We start from the raw sequence: 19,265 nt of genomic DNA, 5'->3' as shown, positions 1-19,265 counted from the left end.
GTGCGATTCTATAAAATGATGTTAAGGGTTCTATTCGTTTTTTGATAACGTCGTGTTTTTTGGTAAGGAAATAACAGATATCATTGCGAATAGTCATATATTTATGCACCCAATTTATTATTTCTTATGAAAAAATTAAATATGTATTTAATGATACTTGCTCCCATCTTAGGTTTTGCTCAGCAACCCAATAAAAAGATACAGGAGTTATGGAAGAGTATCGAACATAAAGAGCAACAACAAGAAGTAAGAAGTCTGTTGCCCGAAGTACAAGAGGTGATTTCACTTTCTCGTCAATCCAAGGCGTATGCTAGCCTTTTAAAAGGAATGTTTTATGAAGCAAAAATCAATATTACAGTCCAAGAAGATAAAGACTACGATATCAATCAAGTACTCCAAGCTTTTGAAAAAGAACTAAACACAGCGACAGGAGAGTATAAAGCGATTGTTCAAGCTTATATGGCTCATTTATACCAATTATACTATGAAGAGAATGCGTATAAAATTAGCAATAGAACAGCTGTAGAACAACAGAAAGGAACAGATGTTCGCTACTGGACAAAAGAAGATTTTGAAAGAGAAAGTACACAATATTGGGAAGCAGCTTTAGAAACAGCTAAGAAACAAGCATCGGCTACAGTTGGAGGATGGAATGAAGTATTCCAAACAACTGAACAATATAATTTAGACTTTTCAAAGTTTTCGGTCTATGATGCGTTGCGCATGGATTATGCTCTTTTCTTGAATAATGGATTTTCATATCGTGCTTCGGCTGAACAAAGAGAATTAAAAAGAACACAGGCCAAAGATTTAATGAATCAGGTTATCCAAGACCTGACGAAAAAAGGGCAGACTGAATTGGCAGCGTATGTTCGCATCTATACGTTGAATAGTTTTGAAGAACAACAAGGAGAAGCAGAATTGAATAAAATTTATCAAGAACTCCTTAAACAAAACCCTAAATCTGTTTTGGTACACGAGGCGGTAGCACAATTTATGTACTATACGTATCGCGATACTCAAGATAAAGAATTAGAAAAAACAGCAGGCGCAACGTTATTAGCTTTTATCAATCAAACGGCAGAGAAGTTTCCTGAAACAGAAACGGCACAACGCCTACTAGAATTAAAGAAAGTAGTAGAAGCTCCTGGATTAGAAGTGAGTTATAATTCGTACGAATTACCTGACTTAAGTTCTATTGTGGCAGTGACCCATAAAAATTTAAATACCTTACATTTTAAAATTTTAAAATATGAAGGGGATGCTAAAATATTCGAGGTGAATCAACCGAGTACATTAGCAGGATATAAAAAGATTGCATCTGATTATGAAAAGGTGACCGATTATACGATTGCCCTTAAACCGTTTACAGATTACCGATCTCATACAACCAATGTAGAGTTAAAACCTCTTGCCCCAGGGCGTTATATTGTGTTGTTGTCTAATCGAGATTTCGATTACCTAACAGAAGAACAAGATGTAGTGAGCATGGCTTTGATTAATGTTACATCCAATGCCTTTTTAACAAGTGGTAATAAGTTTCGATTATACGACCGTAAAACGGGACAACCAAAAGCAAATCAATCTGTGTTTTTGGCCAATGGACCACAGAAAGAGCTGAGTAAAGCCTATTGGGAAACCATCGTGAGTACAGATGCAAATGGAGAGTTCTCGACTGATTTCGTCAAAGAAAATACCAATTTATTTTATGGCGTAAAAGGAGAATCAATTTACTATTCAACTTATACTTATCCTAAAAATAAAGGTACAGAAGAAGGAGTAGAAGCGGTAAATTGGAATGCGAAGGTGTTAACAGATCGCGCTATTTATCGTCCAGGTCAAGTGGTGTACTTCAAGTCGATTGTATTCCGTCAAAAAGGAAAAACAAGACAAGTAGGAGCAAATCAATTGGTAACAGTTAAATTAATGAACCAAGAAACTCAACAAGAGGTTGGGAATTTAACGTTGAAAACTAATGCTTTTGGATCAGTTCAAGGCGAATTTATTTTGCCTACAGCAGGGTTGTTGGGGAATTTTAATTTTGAAGTACTTTTAAAAGACAGCAATATTGAGGAATACGCATCGATTTCGGTAGAAGAATACAAACGCCCAAAATTTGAGGTGACAATGGATGCAGTAAAAGGCGTGTATTATTTCAATGAAAAAGTTGTAGCGAAAGGAAAAGCAATAGATTACTCTGGTGCCACTGTTGCACAAAGTAAGGTAAGCTATCGCGTTGTTCGCAATTCTGGATATCGTTATGATGTACGTGGGTATTATGGATGGCCACGTCCAGATCAAGCAGTAACAATTGCTCAAGGAGAAGTAGAAACAGATGCAGAGGGAAAATTTGCTATTGATTTTACAGCTATTCCAGAGCGCAAAGAATACAAAGCAGATGCGCCACGTGTAGATTCTTATACCGTTTATGTAGATGTGATGGATATCAAAGGAGAGACCCACAGCAGTACACAAACGATTTATGTAGGTGATAAAAACATCAGTTTACAATTGCCAATTATCACCAATGAAATGGTGTCAACGAAGGAATTGGAAGGCATCAAAGTAACGACAACGAACCTGAACGGAGAAACTTTTGCCGCTAAAGGAGAAGTGAGTATTGTTGAATTAGAAGCACCTTATGCCCGTAGAATGCTACTCCCTTATGATAACTATAAAAGAGAGGATTATGAGTTGTATTCATACGAAGAATTTACTGCGAAATTCCCTTATGTTGCATACGGAAATGAAAATGACCACACCAAATGGAAACAAGGAAAAGTAGTGTTTTCAAAAGCATTTGATACAGCGAAAGAAAATACAATTACTTTTCCAAATGCTAAAATTCTAAATTCTGGATTTTACTTGTTGAAAGGATTTGTTTGGGAAAAAGATGAAAAAACAGAGGTTGAACAGTATTTCTATTATGACAATACCAAAGAAGAACCAGGCATCATTTACCAATTGCTTTCTGTAAAAGCAGATAAAGAAAAATATAAAGTTGGAGATTTAGCAAAGATTCGATTACAAAGTGGTGAAAACCAAACAACCGTAATTGCCTCTGTATTTGTAAATGGATACTTGAAACAAAAGAAAACGCTTGAAGTAAACCGAAAAGCAAGTTATTTTGAATACCCAATGAGTGGGGAAATGGGCGATGTAAGAGTTAGTTTTACAGCCATTAAACACAACTATGCGACACAAAAATCAGCACAGTTACTACTAGATGCTTCACAAGAAGATTTGAAATTAGAACTAGTTACATTCCGTGATAAATTAACTCCAGGACAAGAAGAAACTTGGCGTTTAAAAGTATCGGGAATGTCGAAAGATAAATTCGCTGCTGAGGTAGTAGCCGCTATGTATGACGCCTCTTTAGATCAATTTAGAAGCAATACCTCATTCCAAACGAGTTTTGATTATAACTTTAGCTATGGTCAAGATTCAGATTTTAGTACGTATAATTTGAGTAGAAAGAGTTATGCTCAAAATATTCTGTACAGTAGTACATATCCAAATTTAGTTTCATATAATTCACCGATTGAATTGAATCTATTTGGATTTAGTACTTCGATGTATGGAAATGTAAGAGCAACGTTCGGAGCGGCTCCTAGTATGGCAAAAAGAAGCGTGAATGCAGCTGTAGAAGGTAAAGTCATGGGACTTTCGGTAAACAATGTAGTGGAGGAAAGTGCGGATGCCTTGAGTGAGGAAGTCATTTCCACAAGTAAACAGGATGCAAAAGGCGGAAGTGATAAAAAAGGACAAGGAGAAGTTCAGATTCGAACGAATTTAAAAGAAACAGCATTCTTCTATCCTATGTTAAATACGGATGAAAAAGGAAACGTAAGTTTCTCATTTACTTCACCAGAAGCGTTGACACAATGGAAGTTTATGGCATTTGCACATACAAAGAACTTAGAAAGTAACTATGTAGAGCAAGTGGTTCGCACCCAAAAAGAATTGATGGTTCAACCGAATATGCCGCGTTTTGTGCGTGAAGAGGATCAAATTATTGTATCCATGAAAATTGCCAACCTAAATGATAAAGCGTTAAGTGGAGAAGTGGAAATTCAATTCTTTGATGCCTTAACTTCAACGCCAATTACGACTATTTTAGATAACAATAGTGCTGCAAAACAAAACTTTACTGTTGATGCTGCAGCTAATACAGAAGTAGCTTGGACCATCAATGTACCGAAAAACATCGTGGCTTTAGGTTACAGAGTATTGGCCAAAGCAGGATCATTTAGCGATGGGGAAGAATCGGCAATTCCAGTATTGTCAAACCGCACGTTAGTGACTGAAACGATGCCGTTGTATATCAAAGAAGGACAAAATAAAATCTTCACCTTTGAATCACTAGAGCATCCAGGATCAGCACTGCGCGATAATTACAAGTTAACACTAGAGGTAACAGCCAACCCAATGTGGACGGCTCTTTTAGCGTTACCTTATTTGAAAGAATATCCGTATAACGGAACAGAACAAACATTTAGTAAAGTGTTCGCTAATACAATTGCCAGTCAACTACTAAACAGCAACCTGCGCATTCAATCGGTGTTTGAATATTGGTCTAAACAAGGAGCCATCCAATCAAAATTGGAGCAGAATGAAGAATTGAAACAAGTGCTAATTGAAGAAACACCTTGGGTTCGTCAAGCAGCTGATGAAACAGAGCAAATGAAGCGTTTAGCTATTTTATTTGATTTGAATAAAATGAAAACGGAGCTAGAAGCTGAATTAGAGCGTTTGAGCAATCAACAAAATAGCGATGGAGGTTTCCCATGGTTTAGTGGAGATCAGTCCAATGTGTACATTACACAGACGATTGTAGAAGGATTTGGTCAAATGAAGCAAGCAGGATCACTACATCCAACAGCAATGGCGATGTTGAAAAAAGCAATAGCGTATTTAGATGAACAACATTATGTGAGTTACCAAAAAGACAAAAACAGCACCACCTTACCAGCATTGGATATGCACTATCTGTATGTGCGTAGTTTGTTTAAGGATGATTTGAAAATACAAGAGAAATACGCGAAAATGATGGCGGATTACCGCAAAGAATTAGCCAATCAAAAAGCAATTGACAATTTATATGTAACAGCAATGAAAGCTGTCACTTTACAGCGTTTTGGTGATAGTAAAGCAGCAAATAACTTGGTGAAAGCAGTGATGGAATTGGCGGTGAAGAGCGACGAAATGGGCATGTACTGGAAAGAAAATGCAGCAGGATGGTTGTGGTATAATGCACCAATTGAAACTCAAGTGATGTTGATTGAAGCAGCGTATGAAGTAGATCCAGTAAAATATGCCAATGCTATTGAGGACATGAAAGTGTGGTTGTTGAAAAACAAGCAAACAGTAGCGTGGAACTCAACCAAAGCAACAACACGTGCAGTATATGCCTTGTTGTATTTAGGTAAAAATTGGATGAATACCGATCAAGGAGTAGAGGTGAAAGTAGGCGGATACCCTGTTACTTTCACTAAATCGGAGCAGTTCAATACCGGATACTATAAAAAAGTATGGGAAGGATCAGCCATCCAAGAAAAAATGGGAATTGTTGAATTAGATAAAAAATCCACAGGAGTTGCTTATGGAGCGATGTACTGGCAGTATTTCGAAGACTTGAATAAAGTATCAAAATCAGGTTCAGGTATTACGTTTAATAAACAATTGTTTATCAAAGCCGCTACAGATAAAGGACAAGTATTGCGTGAAATCACGAATGAATCGCCAATTAAAGTAGGCGATGTAGTAACTGTTCGCTTAGAACTTAACATAGATCGCGATATGGACTATGTACAGTTAAAAGATATGCGTGCAAGTGGATTTGAACCCATCAATGTTCGTTCAGGATATAAGAGAAAAGGAGAATTTGGGTATTACGAAGAAACACGTGATGCCGCAACAAACTTCTTTATCACTCATTTGCGCAAAGGAACTTATGTGTTTGAATACGAGGTTCGCGCAAATAATGCAGGATACTTCTCAAACGGAATAACCTCTTTGCAAAGTGTGTATGCTCCAGAAATGAAAGCAAATAGCGCAGGTCAAGATGTAAAAATCTTGAGAAAATAAGAGCGTTTAGAAGAAATATGGTATAAAAAAGGCTTGGGATATCCCAAGCCTTTTTTATGCTATATCACGCCTTAGAGAGCTTTTTTTTCGAATAATCAACAAAGGCTGAGCAGATGCTCAGCCTTTGTCTTTTGTTGTTGTTTCCTTGTATGTAAAACTCTTTGTGAGGTTTGTTATTTGTGAGGTTTTCAGGAATAATCTCATCATTGTCACCATCTCACCACCTCATCATCTATCTCACCTATTTTATATTGGTTTTGGTATTCGATGAATCTACACTTCGCTTCGATTTTCACTACGTTTCGATTTCACCGCCTCACCATCTATCTCACCTATTTTATATTGGTTTTGGTGTTCAATGAATCTTCACTGCGTTCCGATTTCACCGCCTCACCGCCTCATCAATCTCATCAATCTCATCTTCTCACCGCCTCATCATTAAAGCATTTCCATGCCTTCCATATCACCACCTTCAGGGTTTGCTGGTGTCATGTTTTTTCTATCTATTTTTTTGGTTTGATTGAATCGGTAGGTAAACGAAAGATTAATTTGTCTTCCTCTCCACTGCATTTCACTGTGTGAAATAGATTGAGGTAAAACTAAATCCTGTTCTCTTTTTCTTGAATTAAAGATATCACTGATGTTGAAGGTAATCGTTCCCTTATCTTTTAAGATGTCTTTGCTCAACGCTACGTTTCCAGATAAATTACCTAGTACTTTCCCTTGTGCTGTGTTATAAGGTGCGCGGTACATCCCGTTTAGCTGCCAATCAATTTTATAAGGCAATGTGATTTTAGATGAAATACGCGTAAACCAAGCGTAAGCATCCTGATCAAAATTCTGCGTTTCTAGTGTGCCATCTAAATGAGTAAACGTATAATCTCCTCTAGTTTCTGTTCGATAAAAGTTGAAGTTACCATTCAATCTCCACCATTTGAAAGGAGAGTAGTTTAAGGTAATATCTACCCCATAACGGTGCTCTGTTGCAAGGTTAATAGGAGAACTAATTGAAATAGGAGTTCCATTTTCAGTCTCTCCAGCAATTCTACGCACAAATTGGAACGTATCATCCGTTTTGTTGTAGTAAGCTGATGCATTCAACGTAAAACCAGTCCAACGCTTCATAAAACCTAAATCGACTGCATGTGTTTTCGCCGGATTTAAGTCTGGATTTCCTTGGAAGAAGTTGATATCACTTGTGTAATTTGAAAAAGGATTCAAGAAGAAACCACGCGGTCTATTTACACGTCTACTATAGCTAATACTAGTACTTGTACTCTCATTCCACTCATAGTTTAAGAATGCACTAGGAAAGAAATCATTGTACTTTTTGTTGTTGTAACTTTTGGTGTCGATTTGATTCACATCAATAGAAGAATCCTCCCAACGCAATCCAACCATAAAACTCAAGTGAGAAGTAATACGATCTCCATATTGTGCATAAAGAGCATGAATATTCTCTTTGTATTCTAAAGTATTAGATAAGCGTGAATCTACATTCCAACTGTTGTTATTTAAACGTTGAAGATTAAAAGCCGTATTTGTTGATTTAAAAGTTCCCAAATAACCAGCTTCAAAATTTCCATGTTCTCCAATAGGTAACGTATAATCTAATTTCGCTAATCCGCTCTTTTCTTTTTCTTTATTGAATGTACGCTCAAAAGAAGTTTGATTTAAATGATCATTGATATCATCAATTCCAGCACTTTCATTGTCCTTATCTTGAGCAATATTTCCTTCAATGGTTAATACATGCCCTTCTTTATTGAATTTTTTCTCAAAAGTAGTTGTGTAATCTACGTTGTTTCGCGTGCCGTCTTTCTCTTCATTTCTATAACGGTTGTATAAAAAAGAATCAGCTGCATCATAGTAATCGTAGCTCACTCTATTGGGATTGTAACTTGTATTGCGACGTGCTGTTACCGTATTCGTCCAAGTGATTGAAGGAGTTAAGTACCACTCTAAACCGAAAGTACCATTGTAGCCTTGTCTCTCTCTATTGTTGTCCTTGTACTCATAAATGCGTTGTGTAGGCTCTCCTGTCGTTGGATTAAGGTAGCGGTTGTCATTTAAATTGTACCCTTCCGATTTGGAATCTCTATACCCCAAAGAGGTGAAAAAATTGAACTTTTCACTTCTGAAATTGAACATTGTATTCACTTCATAGTTGCGTGGATCTCCAATTGTACCCGTTACACTTCCGTTAATACCCAATGCTTTTCCTTTGCGCAAGATAATATTGATAATACCAGCACCACCTTCAGCCTCATAACGAGCAGATGGATTGGTAATGACTTCCACGCGATCAATAGATTCAGCAGGTAAAATACGCATGGCTTCTTGGATGTTGTTTGCTAATCCCGTCGGTTTACCATCAATCAGAACTTTTACATTTTCATTCCCTCTTAAACTGATTGTCCCTTCACTATCTACAACAACAGAAGGTACATTGTCTAATACATCTGCTGCTGTTCCTCCTTTGACAATCATATCTTGTCCGACATTGTATATTTTCTTGTCGAGTTTAATATCAACTGTTGAGCGTTCTGCAATAACAGTCACTTCTTCTAACATTTGAGTATCATCTTGTACTTTTTGAACCCCAATGAAGGTATCGCCTTGTACCGAAATATTTTTTAATTCTAATGTTTTAAAACCTAGAAAATCAATCTTGATATAGTAGTTTCCGTCGGGAACATCAAAAGAAAAATGACCTTTTTCGTCAGTCATTGCTCCAGAAACAATATTGGAATTGCTCTCATTTTGAGCATAAATACTAGCGTATTCTAAAGGGGTGTTAGTCGCTGCTTCAATGACAGTACCCGTTACAGTACTTTGAGCGCGGTTCTGAGCTGCTGTTGTTAGTGCCGTTAAAAATACGAACAACAGCAGAAGAACTGATGAAGGCGTTTGTTTTTTCATTTATAGTCGTTTAGTTTACTTTTCTTAAACTTAGACTATAATTTGATCCTTTGGTTTAATATCTTATTTGTTAAAATAACGTTAATTAGAGGATCTGGTAAATTTTTTCTGTTGGTCTTGCTACGATTGCTTTTGATCCATTTACAACTATAGGTCGTTCTATAATCTGTGGATAATCAACCATCGCTTGAATAATTTCATCATCAGAAAGTGTCTTAGCTGCAAAGTTTTCCTGCCAAAATGCATCTTTGGTTCGTACTAGCTCAATAGGGGAGTAGTTTAACTTTTGGAGTAACGCTTTAATATCGTCATAACTAAGGTTTGCATCCAAATATTTTATAATTTTGTACGCTACACCTTGTTGTTCCATAAATGCAATACTTTCTCTTGATTTACTGCAACGAGGATTGTGATAAATTGTAATCATAAGTGTTAGGGTTTGTTCTCAAATATAGCAATTTTTTTGAAAAATGAAATACATCGATCAACTACAACATCAAGTAAGTAAGAGACAAATACTGTATTATGTTCCGTTTACCTTCTTTTATTTGATGATTATGTTTGTAAACTGGTTAGTTACAAAATATTCTTCGATTTCCACTAAAGAGTTATTGAACTCTCAAATTGAGATTTTAGGAAAAAATATGGCGTTTTTTCAATTAATTGTTCCATTTTCTGTTTTTTTGCTATTATTAGCCTTATGGGTGTTGTTTGCCCATAAACAATCACTAGTTAGTTTAACTACATCCCGAACAAAAATTGATTTGAAGCGCTTTGGATTTGCCTTTGTTTGCCAAACAATATTGATTCTTGTGAGTTTTTCTATCAGTTATTTTTTAGATCCAACAAACTTTGTTTTTAATTTTAATCTGCCCGCTTTTCTCGGATTCTTTGTTATTGCCTTAATTTTTATTCCCATCCAAACCAGTTTTGAAGAGTATTTTTTTAGAGGTTATCTGATGCAAGGAGTAGGATTAGCAACCAGAAATAGAGGAATTGCTTTAATTGTAACCTCTGTTATTTTTGGTTTATTGCACTTAGCGAATCCCGAAGTAGAAACTTTAGGTGGTGGAATTATGGTATACTATATTGGTACTGGTTTTTTCTTGGGGATTATGACGTTGATGGATGATGGATTAGAATTAGCACTAGGGTTTCACGCAGCTAATAATTTGATAGGTGCACTATTAGTTACTTCAAGTTGGACCATTTTTCAAACAAATTCCCTATTTTTAAATATTGCTGAACAGGATCAGGTATCCGTTTGGGAATTTATTTGGCAAGTATTTGTTTTCTACCCTATTTTATTGGTGATTTTCGCCAAAAGATACCAATGGAAAGATTGGAAAAATCGTTTATTCGGTAGAGTTGCTTAAATTTTTATGATGTTTTAGTGTATGAATAACAACTATATTCACCCCCGATTTAAATTAAACGGAGTGACACATACGGTGGATTCTCTTAAACAAGAAGCCTTAATCCTGCTGCAATCGACAGAGGAGTATCTTCGCGATTTGGGACAATTGATTTGCGCTTGGCTGGATGATAAGACTTATATGGTGCAGCGTACATCCGGTACTACAGGTCCACCAAAAGAAATCCAATTAGACAAAGCAGCGATGCGGGCCTCAGCGGAAGCAACGGTTCGCTTTTTTGATGTAAAAGAAGGAAGTAAAGCACTTTTGTGTATGTCAACGCAATTTGTTGGTGGGAAGTTGATGTTTATTCGCGCCCTTTTATTTGGATGGGAGTTAGACGTCTGTAAACCCACTGCACGTCCCTTAGCTGAGACCAATACACAGTATGACTTTGTTGCAATGGTGCCCATGCAAGTGGAAAATAGTCTAGAAGAAATGGATCAGATTGAGACGCTTATTATTGGCGGAGCTAAAGTTTCCCCTATCTTGGCACAAAAGTTACAAGAGAAAAGAACACAGGTATACGAAACCTATGGAATGACGGAAACCATCACCCATATTGCAGCAAAAAAAATAGGAACTCCTTATTTTGAAGTTTTACCACATGCAGCGATTCAAACAGATGAACGCGGTTGTTTGGTGATTGATGTACCAACAGTTAATCCGCATCCCGTTGTGACCAATGATTTGGTTCGATTGATTAGTGCCAAACAATTTGAGTGGTTGGGACGTTTTGATCATGTGATTAATAGTGGAGGAGTTAAATTATTTCCAGAACAAATTGAAGAAAAATTAGCAACTAAAATAAAGGCGCGTTTTTTTGTTGGAGGTAAAGCAGATGATTATTTTGGTACTATTGTTGTACTCGTTATCGAAAGTCAACCTTATGCCTTAGCAGAGGACGTTTTTGATGGATTAACTAAATACGAAAGACCCAAAGAAATTCAATTTGTAGATCAATTTATTGAAACAGAATCAGGCAAGGTTATTAGAAGTAAAAATATAAACTAATAAATGCTTTTAAGAAAGATGAATATAGTAAGAATACAAAAAATAGTACTATTGGTTATGTTGGTAGGAATCAGTCAGGTGAATCAAAGTGTAGCGCAGAAAAGTCAAACAAAATTAGATCAGCAAATTACTTTAGAGCTGATGCAACAAATAGTAAATCAAGATAAGCCCTATTATAAAGAAGGAAAAGTAGCAGATTATATTCCTGAATTGGGAAAAGCAAATCCACAAGCAGTGGCTTTTTCTGTTGTTAAATCCAATGGTGAAATCCTCAATGTAGGAGATGTAAAGGCAAAGTTTACCATCCAAAGTATTTCAAAAGTAATTGCGTTAATGATTGCAGTACAAGAAAAGGGGGAGAAAGCATTATATGATCGCATTGGATATTATGGAACTGAAAAAGCGTTCAATCACTATGCTAATCTAGAAACGGCAGGCAAACCCTTAAATCCCATGATGAATGCTGGGGCAATATTAACTACTGCTTTCATTGAAGGAGATGGCGAGGTTGCTTATCAGAAAATACTAAACATGCTTCGATATATTACGAAAAATGAATCGATTGTGATGAATGAAGCGGTGTATCTATCTGAAAAAGAAACAGGACACCGTAATAGAGGTATTTTTTATTTATTGAAAAACAATGGTTTAATCGAAGGAGAAGAAAATAAATTAGACAATTATTTCAAGCAATGTTCTATTGAGGTAACTGCAGAAGATTTGGCTAAAATTGGATATTTTTATGCCAATGGTTGCACGCGTTTTGATGGAGATAAAACGTATTACAATCGCGATTTAGCTCGATTAATCCAAGCGCAAATGTTGATTGCTGGAATGTATGATTTTAGCGGTGAATATGCGAGAACAGTGGGTTTACCTAGTAAATCCGGTGTAGGTGGAGGAATTGCTGTTAGTGTACCTAATAAAATGGGAATTGGAGTCTTTAATCCGGCTTTAGATCAGCATGGAAATTCTGTAGTAGGCTATCGCATCCTCTATGATTTCGTGAATCAATTCGAGTTGAGCCTATTTTAATGGAAAGAAAACCCCTTGCAAAAGGAAACGGTAATACAAAACAAAAGCCCCAATAAATGAATGTGTTTATTGGGGCTTTTTATAGTGGTTTAGTGTAGTTGTTTGGTTGCATGTAATTTTCGGATACGATATAAAAAGCGCAGGACGAAACCTATCGTTAGGATGAATAATAGAATCTGAATGGAGTAATCTTTCTTGGGAATCATTAAGATAATAAGAATAAAACTACCAATCGAAGCCCACATACGCCCTTTGTAATCTCCTAAAGCAACGTTGTTTTTCTCAAAAATCAAAATCAATAAAGAAACGATGGTTCCACCGCTCAATAAAAACAATAAGGCACTCCAGGTCGTTTGCGCATAAATGGCATAGAGTAAGCTGATTACGCCAATGAGGAGGCCAATGTAAAGAATCGGTCGATCTAGTTTGGCAATAGGAAGCCAGGTTTGCTTATTCGGATAACAGGCCGCTTGATTACTTTGTTCAAATTCCACTTGTGAAACAAGCGTACCTTGAATGCATTTGGATTGCCAGGTTTTGAAATAAGGTTGTATAAACCCTTTTCCTAAGTCCATGGATAACACTAAATAGATGCTATCTTCTTCGGGAAGAGCAATGGAATTCTTAAAATGACTGAGTTTCCAACGGATGGAGGTTGCTTCTTGGGGAAGTTGAATGATGATGGATTCATTTGGCTTGACCGAAGCAAGAAGTGCTTGCTCGTAATAGATTTCTAACTGCTTGGTTCGATTCCAGTTTTTGGGAAAGAAGAGTTTGATGTGTACCGTTTTCATAATAGAAAATTTTGATTAAACGTAGAGTAGAATAAAAATGTACTGCAACGCCTTCATCAAAAAAAGTAGCTAAACCCACTCAATTAGAGTGCATAGAGGTAAAAGCCTATCTGGACTTTGAAATAAAACACATGCAGTAAGAATATTTTTGTTTCATTGTAATTAATTGTAAAAATGATAAATCAGTCTAATATACGGATTTGACCTAGTATATAGTAACTTAAAATGTTAAAATATTTTATTTTTAACATTTTAAATTGTATCAGGTTGCTTTATGCGTATTTTTAGTATAAGGCGACTGTTATTCCCGTCTACTTTGTTGACCAAATGACGATACGGATAAGATTGAGGTTGGAGTAAAAAATAGGGAATAGGAGTTTGATCAAAGAGTAGCTCTGTTATAAGAATGGATGAGTTTAGAATCAATCACGAGGCTATAATGACTAAATAAAGAACAAAAAAAAACCACGAACCATGTTCGTGGTTTCTTAATTTTTTAGCTTCTAAATGAATTAGAATTGCTCTCTACCAGAGAAATGGAATGCACCTTCGATTGCTGCATTTTCATCGCTGTCAGATCCGTGAACAGCATTTTCTCCAATTGATTTAGCGTATTTTTTACGGATTGTTCCTTCCGCTGCCTCAGCAGGGTTAGTTGCTCCGATTAATTTTCTGAAATCTTCAACAGCGTTATCTTTTTCTAAAATAGCTGCTACGATTGGACCTCTTGACATGAATTCAACTAATTCACCATAGAAAGGTCTTTCAGCGTGTACTTCGTAGAATTTTTGTGCGTCTCTAACTGTTAATTGAGTTAACTTCATAGAAACAATTTTAAATCCTGCTTCTGTAATCATGTTAAGGATTCCACCGATATGACCAGCCTCTACTGCATCTGGTTTAATCATTGTAAAAGTTCTGTTCGTTGCCATTTGTTCTAAAATTAAATTTTTTGCAAAAATAGACTTTTATGTCTAATATAATATGTTTTAATTCAAAATATTCACGTTCAACGTGAAGTAATTGTATTACGTCGTTGGAATATCCAATAAACGCTGTGCTAAATCAATCATTTCAGGTGTTCCCGTATGTTTTTTAGGTTCATCTGAAAGTTTCACTACATCGGTCCAAGGTCCACCTTCTGGAAAGGCCTGAGACATTTTGATGACAATATTCAAGGCAGGTAATCCTGCATCATTCGTGAAATCGGTGCCAATTCCAAAGGACATACCAATGCGATTTTTACAATACGTTGCAATGCGTTCCACTTTTTCAGGGTTTAATCCGTCCGAAAAAATAATGGTTTTGGATAGCGGATCGATATTCATCATCTTGTAATGAGCGATGGTTTGATTGGCAAATTCAATCGGATCTCCACTGTCATGGCGTACCCCATCGAAAAGCTTAGCAAATTTTTTGTCAAAGGATTCAAAGAACACTTTGCTTGTATACGTATCCGTTAAGGCGATTCCTAAATCTCCTCTATACGTGTCAACCCAATGTTCCAATCCCATGGAATTAGCCATTTTAAAGCCATATTTAGCCGCGTGAAACATAAACCATTCATGTGCATGTGTTCCAATAGGTTTCGTGCAGTATTTCATCGCTAAATGAACATTACTCGTTCCGATAAATGTTCCTCCACCATATTGTTGTAAGGTTTCCACTACCACTTGGTGAACCGCATATGAATGCCTGCGTCTCGTACCAAATTCAGCAATGGTAATTCCTAATTTTTTATAATTTTCAATTTTCTCTTTCGTCTTTGCTCGAATGATGTCGTCTGATTCTCTCTCAGATCCTGTCAATTTGTAATACAGTTCACAAATCATAGACATCAACGGTACTTCCCAAAGAATCGTTCGATACCAATAACCTTTAATGGCTACTTCTAAATCTTCTCCTTCTTGTGTGATTTCCACTTCCGATGGATCAAAGTGATACCCTTGTAAGAAATCCAAATAGGTGGGATCTAAATAGGGACAAGTCACTTGAAGAAATAATTTTTCTTGTTTGGTCAACTTGAGCTTCGCCATTTCATCTACAGCTGCTCGTAACGCTTCTGCAAATCCAGGAGGGTATTTATGTTGCCCGCGGTTAATAAAAATATACGATGCTTTTGCATAGGGAAATTGCTTTACCACTGCGTGTTGCATGGTGAATTTATAGAAGTCATTGTCTAAAATAGAAGGAATGACTTGAGGAGTAGTTGTTGTTTCCATAGCTTTATTGGGTTAATCGATCGACTTGTACATCAGATTAAAGCGCAAGCATACAAGGTACGAAAAGTCGTAAGGATATATCTTAAAATAGAGATAAAAAAAACAAACCCGCTGTTAAATGAGATAAAAGCGGGTTGAATTTTGATTGTTTATTCAAAGGATTGTAAAGAAACGAGTTTCATATACGTTCCATTTTGTTTCATTAATTCTTCGTGCGTTCCTTGTTCTACAATTTTTCCTTTTTGCATCACAACGATTAAGTCCGCATTTTGAATGGTAGATAAACGGTGGGCAATCACAACAGAAGTTCGGTTCTTCATCATGTTTTCCAATGCGTCTTGTACCAGTTTTTCGCTTTCTGTATCTAAAGCAGAAGTAGCCTCATCCAATACCATAATCGGCGGATTTTTCAATACTGCTCTAGCAATCGATAAACGCTGTTTTTGTCCACCAGATAACTTACTACCTGAATCACCAATATTCGTATTAATACCTTGCGGTAAATCTTGAACAAACTCATACGCATTCGCTACTTTCAAGGCTGCAATGATATCTTCATCGGTTGCATTCTCATTGCCCAAGAGCATATTGGCTTTGATGGAATCGTTGAATAAGATGCTATCTTGGGTGACTAAACCAATTAAATTGCGCAAGCTGTGTAAGTCCATATTGCGGATGTCTTCATTGTCAATCTTAATTGATCCCTCATTGATATCCCAAAAACGAGTCAATAAGTTTGCCAATGTACTTTTACCACTTCCAGATTGTCCAACTAAAGCGACCGATTTTCCTTTGGGAATCGTCAAGCTAAAATCTTTTAATACAAGATCATTCTCATACTTAAAGCTGATGTTTTCAATAGAGATCTTATCGTCAAAGCTCTCTTTTTGAATCGCATGCTCCGGACTCATAATAGGGTTGTTTTCTTCTAAAACTTCCAATACACGTTCTGCAGCTGCGTTTCCTCTTTTCAAGGCATAAGACGCTTTAGACATCGCTTTGGCTGGTGTTAATATATTATAAGCCATACCAATATAAGCAATAAATGATGCCCCTGTTAGGGTGCCTTCACCTAATACTAAGTGTCCTCCATAAACCAATAAGACTGCAATCGTAACAATTCCTAAGAACTCACTCAACGGAGAGGATAAGTTTTGGCGATTTAAAATTGTATTATTCAATTCGTAGAAAGATTGCGTCGAATCTTGAAATTTTTTGTTGAATCTCTGCTCCGCATTAAAGCTCTTAATAACTTTTAATCCAGACAAAGATTCTTCAATAATAGAAAGAAAATACCCTTGTTCTTCTGATGCTTTTTGTGAACTTTTCTTTAGTGTTTTTCCCACTTGAGAGATGATGATTCCTGCAATGGGTACAAAGACAAAAACAAAGATAGTCAACTCTGTACTAATAGCAAACATAGCAATAATCGTGAATACAATGGTCAACGGTTCTCGTACTACAACTTCTAAAATAGATAAGAAAGAGTGTTGAATTTCCAATACATCGGACGTCATTCTAGAAATTACATCTCCTTTGCGTTTTTCAGAGAAAAAAGCCAAGGGTAAATCCACCGATTTTTTATACATCGCATTGCGAATGTCTTTTAAAACTCCATTGCGCAAAAAGGTGATGAAGTACATCGCCCAATAGTTGAATAGGTTTTTAAGTAAAAATATTGAAATTACGACACAGGCCATAACCATCAACGTATCTTGAGCGCCGTGTTCAGCCGTATATTGGGTTAGAAAAAACGACATATAGTCTTCTAAATAATTCTTTAAATGCCCAATACCCGTATAAGTAGGTTCTTCAAGTACTTTTTTACCATCGCCAAATAAAATAGTCAGCATGGGAATTAAGGCTAAAAAACCTAAAGCACTAAAAAGCGCGTATAGAATGTTGAAAAAAACATTGAGATAAGCGTATGATTTATACGGCTTAGCGAAATAGATTATTTTTTTAAAATATTCGTTCATATTTGTTCAATATAAAAAGCAAAAAATAAAGAAAAAGACTGGTATAACCAGTCCTTTGATGCTGTTTAGTTCAGTTTCATTTCATCAATGATTGCCTGAATCTTATCGGTTAAGAATTGTTCTACTTCTTTGATATCATCCAAGCTGTCTAGCCACTCATTGACACTGAAATAGAATTTGATCTTTGGTTCCGTTCCACTAGGACGTGCCGCTATTTTTGTGCCATCTTCTAGGTAGTAAATCAATACATTGGATTTCGGAATATTAATCGATTCTGTATCGCCTGTGATTAGGTTTCTCGCTTGACTGGTTTGATAGTCTTCTACGCATACCACACGTTGTCCGATAATTTCAGTTAACGGGTTTTCGCGTAATTCTACCATCATTTGTTTAATCTCTTGTGCACCTGAAATTCCTTTTTTCACAAGGGAAATCAAATGCTCTTTGTAGTAACGGTGATCGATGTATAAATTCATCAACTCTTGGTAGAATGAGCTACCTGCTGCTTTAGCAAGGGCCGCAATCTCACAAACAAGTAGGGCAGAAGCTACTGCATCTTTGTCGCGTACATTATCGCCAACCATATAACCAAAACTTTCTTCACCTCCACCAATAAACTGTTGGTTTGGAAATTCTTTGATGAATTTGGCAATCCATTTGAATCCAGTTAATCCCACTTTGCATTCTACACCATAACTCTCCGCTACATCTAGCATCATCGGTGTAGAAACAATCGTAGATCCGATAAATTCATTGCCTGTAAAACCGCGGTTTACTTTCCATTGTTCTAGTAAAAAGGCAGTCATCATCACCATGGTTTGATTTCCATTAAGCAAAATCATTTGTCCATCTAAATCGCGAACACCAATACCAATACGGTCAGAATCTGGATCGGTTCCAATAACGATATCCGCTCCTTTTTCTTCTGCTAAAGCCATTGCCATCGTTAAGGCTTCTGGTTCTTCTGGATTTGGTGATTTTACCGTTGGGAAATCCCCATTCGGTTCTTCTTGTTCTTTAACGATATAAACGTTGTTGTATCCAGCTTCTTTTAAGGTTCTAGGAATCAATTTGATTGAAGTACCATGAAGCGAAGTATAAGCAACTTTTAATCCATCTTTAACGGTTTGAGGCGTATTAAAACTAGCATTTTCAATGGTAGATTGAATAAATGCCTGGTCTAATTCTTCTCCAACTGTTGTGATCAATGCATCATTTCCAGTAAAGTTGATTTGCTCATAGGTCAATTGATTGATTTCATCAATGACTGCGACATCTTCTGGTGGTACAATTTGCCCTCCATCAGACCAATAGACTTTGTATCCGTTGTACTCGGGTGGGTTGTGTGAGGCTGTTAGAACAATTCCTGCTTGACAACCATAGTAGCGCACAGCAAAAGACAATTCAGGCGTTGGGCGCATATCTCCAAAAAGGTACACATGGATTCCATTCGCCGTAAATACATCTGCTACAACTTTGGCTAATTCCTTACTATTGTGACGGCAATCATAGTTGATAGCCACTTTTAATTCTTGATTAGGAAAGGACTGTTTGATGAAGTTGGATAAACCTTGGGTGTTTTTTCCTAGTGTGTATTTATTGATGCGGTTGGTACCTACACCCATAACACCACGCATTCCACCTGTTCCAAATTCTAAGTCTTTGTAAAAACTATCTTGCAATTGAGCAGTATCACTGTCAAGTAATTGTTGTACAATAGCTTGCGTTTCAGCATCAAAGGGTTGTTTCAACCACTGTTCTGCTTTTGCTAAAATTTCTTTTTCTATTTGCATGTCC

General features: G+C 36.5%; 11 protein-coding genes. 4 read left to right on the top strand and 7 right to left on the bottom strand.

The annotated features are described in order from the left end of the window. Nucleotides 1-126: 126 nt before the first annotated feature. Nucleotides 127-6,087, top strand: coding sequence for an alpha-2-macroglobulin family protein (locus AWV75_RS07420; protein ID WP_231738046.1), 5,961 nt, complete (start codon nucleotides 127-129; stop codon nucleotides 6,085-6,087). Between the two features lie 438 nt (nucleotides 6,088-6,525). On the opposite strand, the gene AWV75_RS07415 is transcribed toward AWV75_RS07420, so the two are convergent. Both AWV75_RS07415 and arsC read right to left on the bottom strand, forming a co-directional pair. Further along, entirely contained in the window at nucleotides 6,526-9,009 is a 2,484-nt protein-coding gene (locus AWV75_RS07415) for an outer membrane beta-barrel family protein (protein ID WP_060873777.1), read from the bottom strand. An 85-nt stretch (nucleotides 9,010-9,094) separates the two neighbouring features. After that, the gene (gene arsC / locus AWV75_RS07410; protein ID WP_060873776.1) at nucleotides 9,095-9,436 is read right to left on the bottom strand and encodes an arsenate reductase (glutaredoxin); all 342 of its coding nucleotides are present in this window, start codon (nucleotides 9,434-9,436) and stop codon (nucleotides 9,095-9,097) included. 43 nt (nucleotides 9,437-9,479) lie between these two features. On the opposite strand from arsC, the gene AWV75_RS07405 reads away from it, so the two are divergent. The 3 genes from AWV75_RS07405 to glsA are packed head-to-tail and all read left to right on the top strand — an operon-like array spanning nucleotide 9,480 to nucleotide 12,473. Next, nucleotides 9,480-10,385, top strand: a complete 906-nt coding sequence (locus AWV75_RS07405; protein WP_060873775.1) for a CPBP family intramembrane glutamic endopeptidase — start codon at nucleotides 9,480-9,482, stop codon at nucleotides 10,383-10,385. 21 nt (nucleotides 10,386-10,406) lie between these two features. Continuing rightward, nucleotides 10,407-11,438 carry an AMP-binding protein gene (locus AWV75_RS07400; RefSeq protein ID WP_060873774.1) on the top strand — a complete coding sequence of 344 codons (1,032 nt, stop codon included), beginning with the start codon at nucleotides 10,407-10,409 and terminating at the stop codon, nucleotides 11,436-11,438. Nucleotides 11,439-11,441: 3 nt separating this feature from the next. After that, the gene (gene glsA / locus AWV75_RS07395) at nucleotides 11,442-12,473 is read left to right on the top strand and encodes a glutaminase A (protein ID WP_060873773.1); all 1,032 of its coding nucleotides are present in this window, start codon (nucleotides 11,442-11,444) and stop codon (nucleotides 12,471-12,473) included. A gap of 89 nt (nucleotides 12,474-12,562) precedes the next feature. Here glsA and AWV75_RS07390 read toward each other — a convergent pair whose 3' ends face one another. The 5 genes from AWV75_RS07390 to AWV75_RS07370 all read right to left on the bottom strand — a co-directional run bounded on the left by AWV75_RS07390 (nucleotide 12,563) and on the right by AWV75_RS07370 (nucleotide 19,261). Continuing rightward, nucleotides 12,563-13,267 carry a hypothetical protein gene (locus AWV75_RS07390; protein WP_060873772.1) on the bottom strand — a complete coding sequence of 235 codons (705 nt, stop codon included), beginning with the start codon at nucleotides 13,265-13,267 and terminating at the stop codon, nucleotides 12,563-12,565. 512 nt (nucleotides 13,268-13,779) lie between these two features. Further along, nucleotides 13,780-14,199: a nucleoside-diphosphate kinase gene (locus AWV75_RS07385; protein WP_002986848.1), complete on the bottom strand. Its 420-nt coding sequence runs from the start codon at nucleotides 14,197-14,199 to the stop codon at nucleotides 13,780-13,782. Between the two features lie 96 nt (nucleotides 14,200-14,295). Further along, nucleotides 14,296-15,489, bottom strand: a complete 1,194-nt coding sequence (gene pncB, locus AWV75_RS07380; RefSeq protein WP_060873771.1) for a nicotinate phosphoribosyltransferase — start codon at nucleotides 15,487-15,489, stop codon at nucleotides 14,296-14,298. Between the two features lie 149 nt (nucleotides 15,490-15,638). Then, on the bottom strand, nucleotides 15,639-17,468 hold the full coding sequence (locus tag AWV75_RS07375; RefSeq protein WP_060873770.1) for an ABC transporter ATP-binding protein: 1,830 nt from the start codon (nucleotides 17,466-17,468) through the stop codon (nucleotides 15,639-15,641). 65 nt (nucleotides 17,469-17,533) lie between these two features. Then, on the bottom strand, nucleotides 17,534-19,261 hold the full coding sequence (locus AWV75_RS07370) for a phospho-sugar mutase (RefSeq protein ID WP_060873769.1): 1,728 nt from the start codon (nucleotides 19,259-19,261) through the stop codon (nucleotides 17,534-17,536). Nucleotides 19,262-19,265 lie beyond the last annotated feature (4 nt).

It is taken from the genome of Myroides odoratus (assembly GCF_001549985.1).
In the GTDB taxonomy this organism is placed as follows: Bacteria; Bacteroidota; Bacteroidia; order Flavobacteriales; family Flavobacteriaceae; genus Flavobacterium; species Flavobacterium odoratum_A.
The sequence above is the reverse complement of the archived record's forward strand: the minus strand, read 5'-3'. Positions and strand labels throughout refer to the sequence as shown.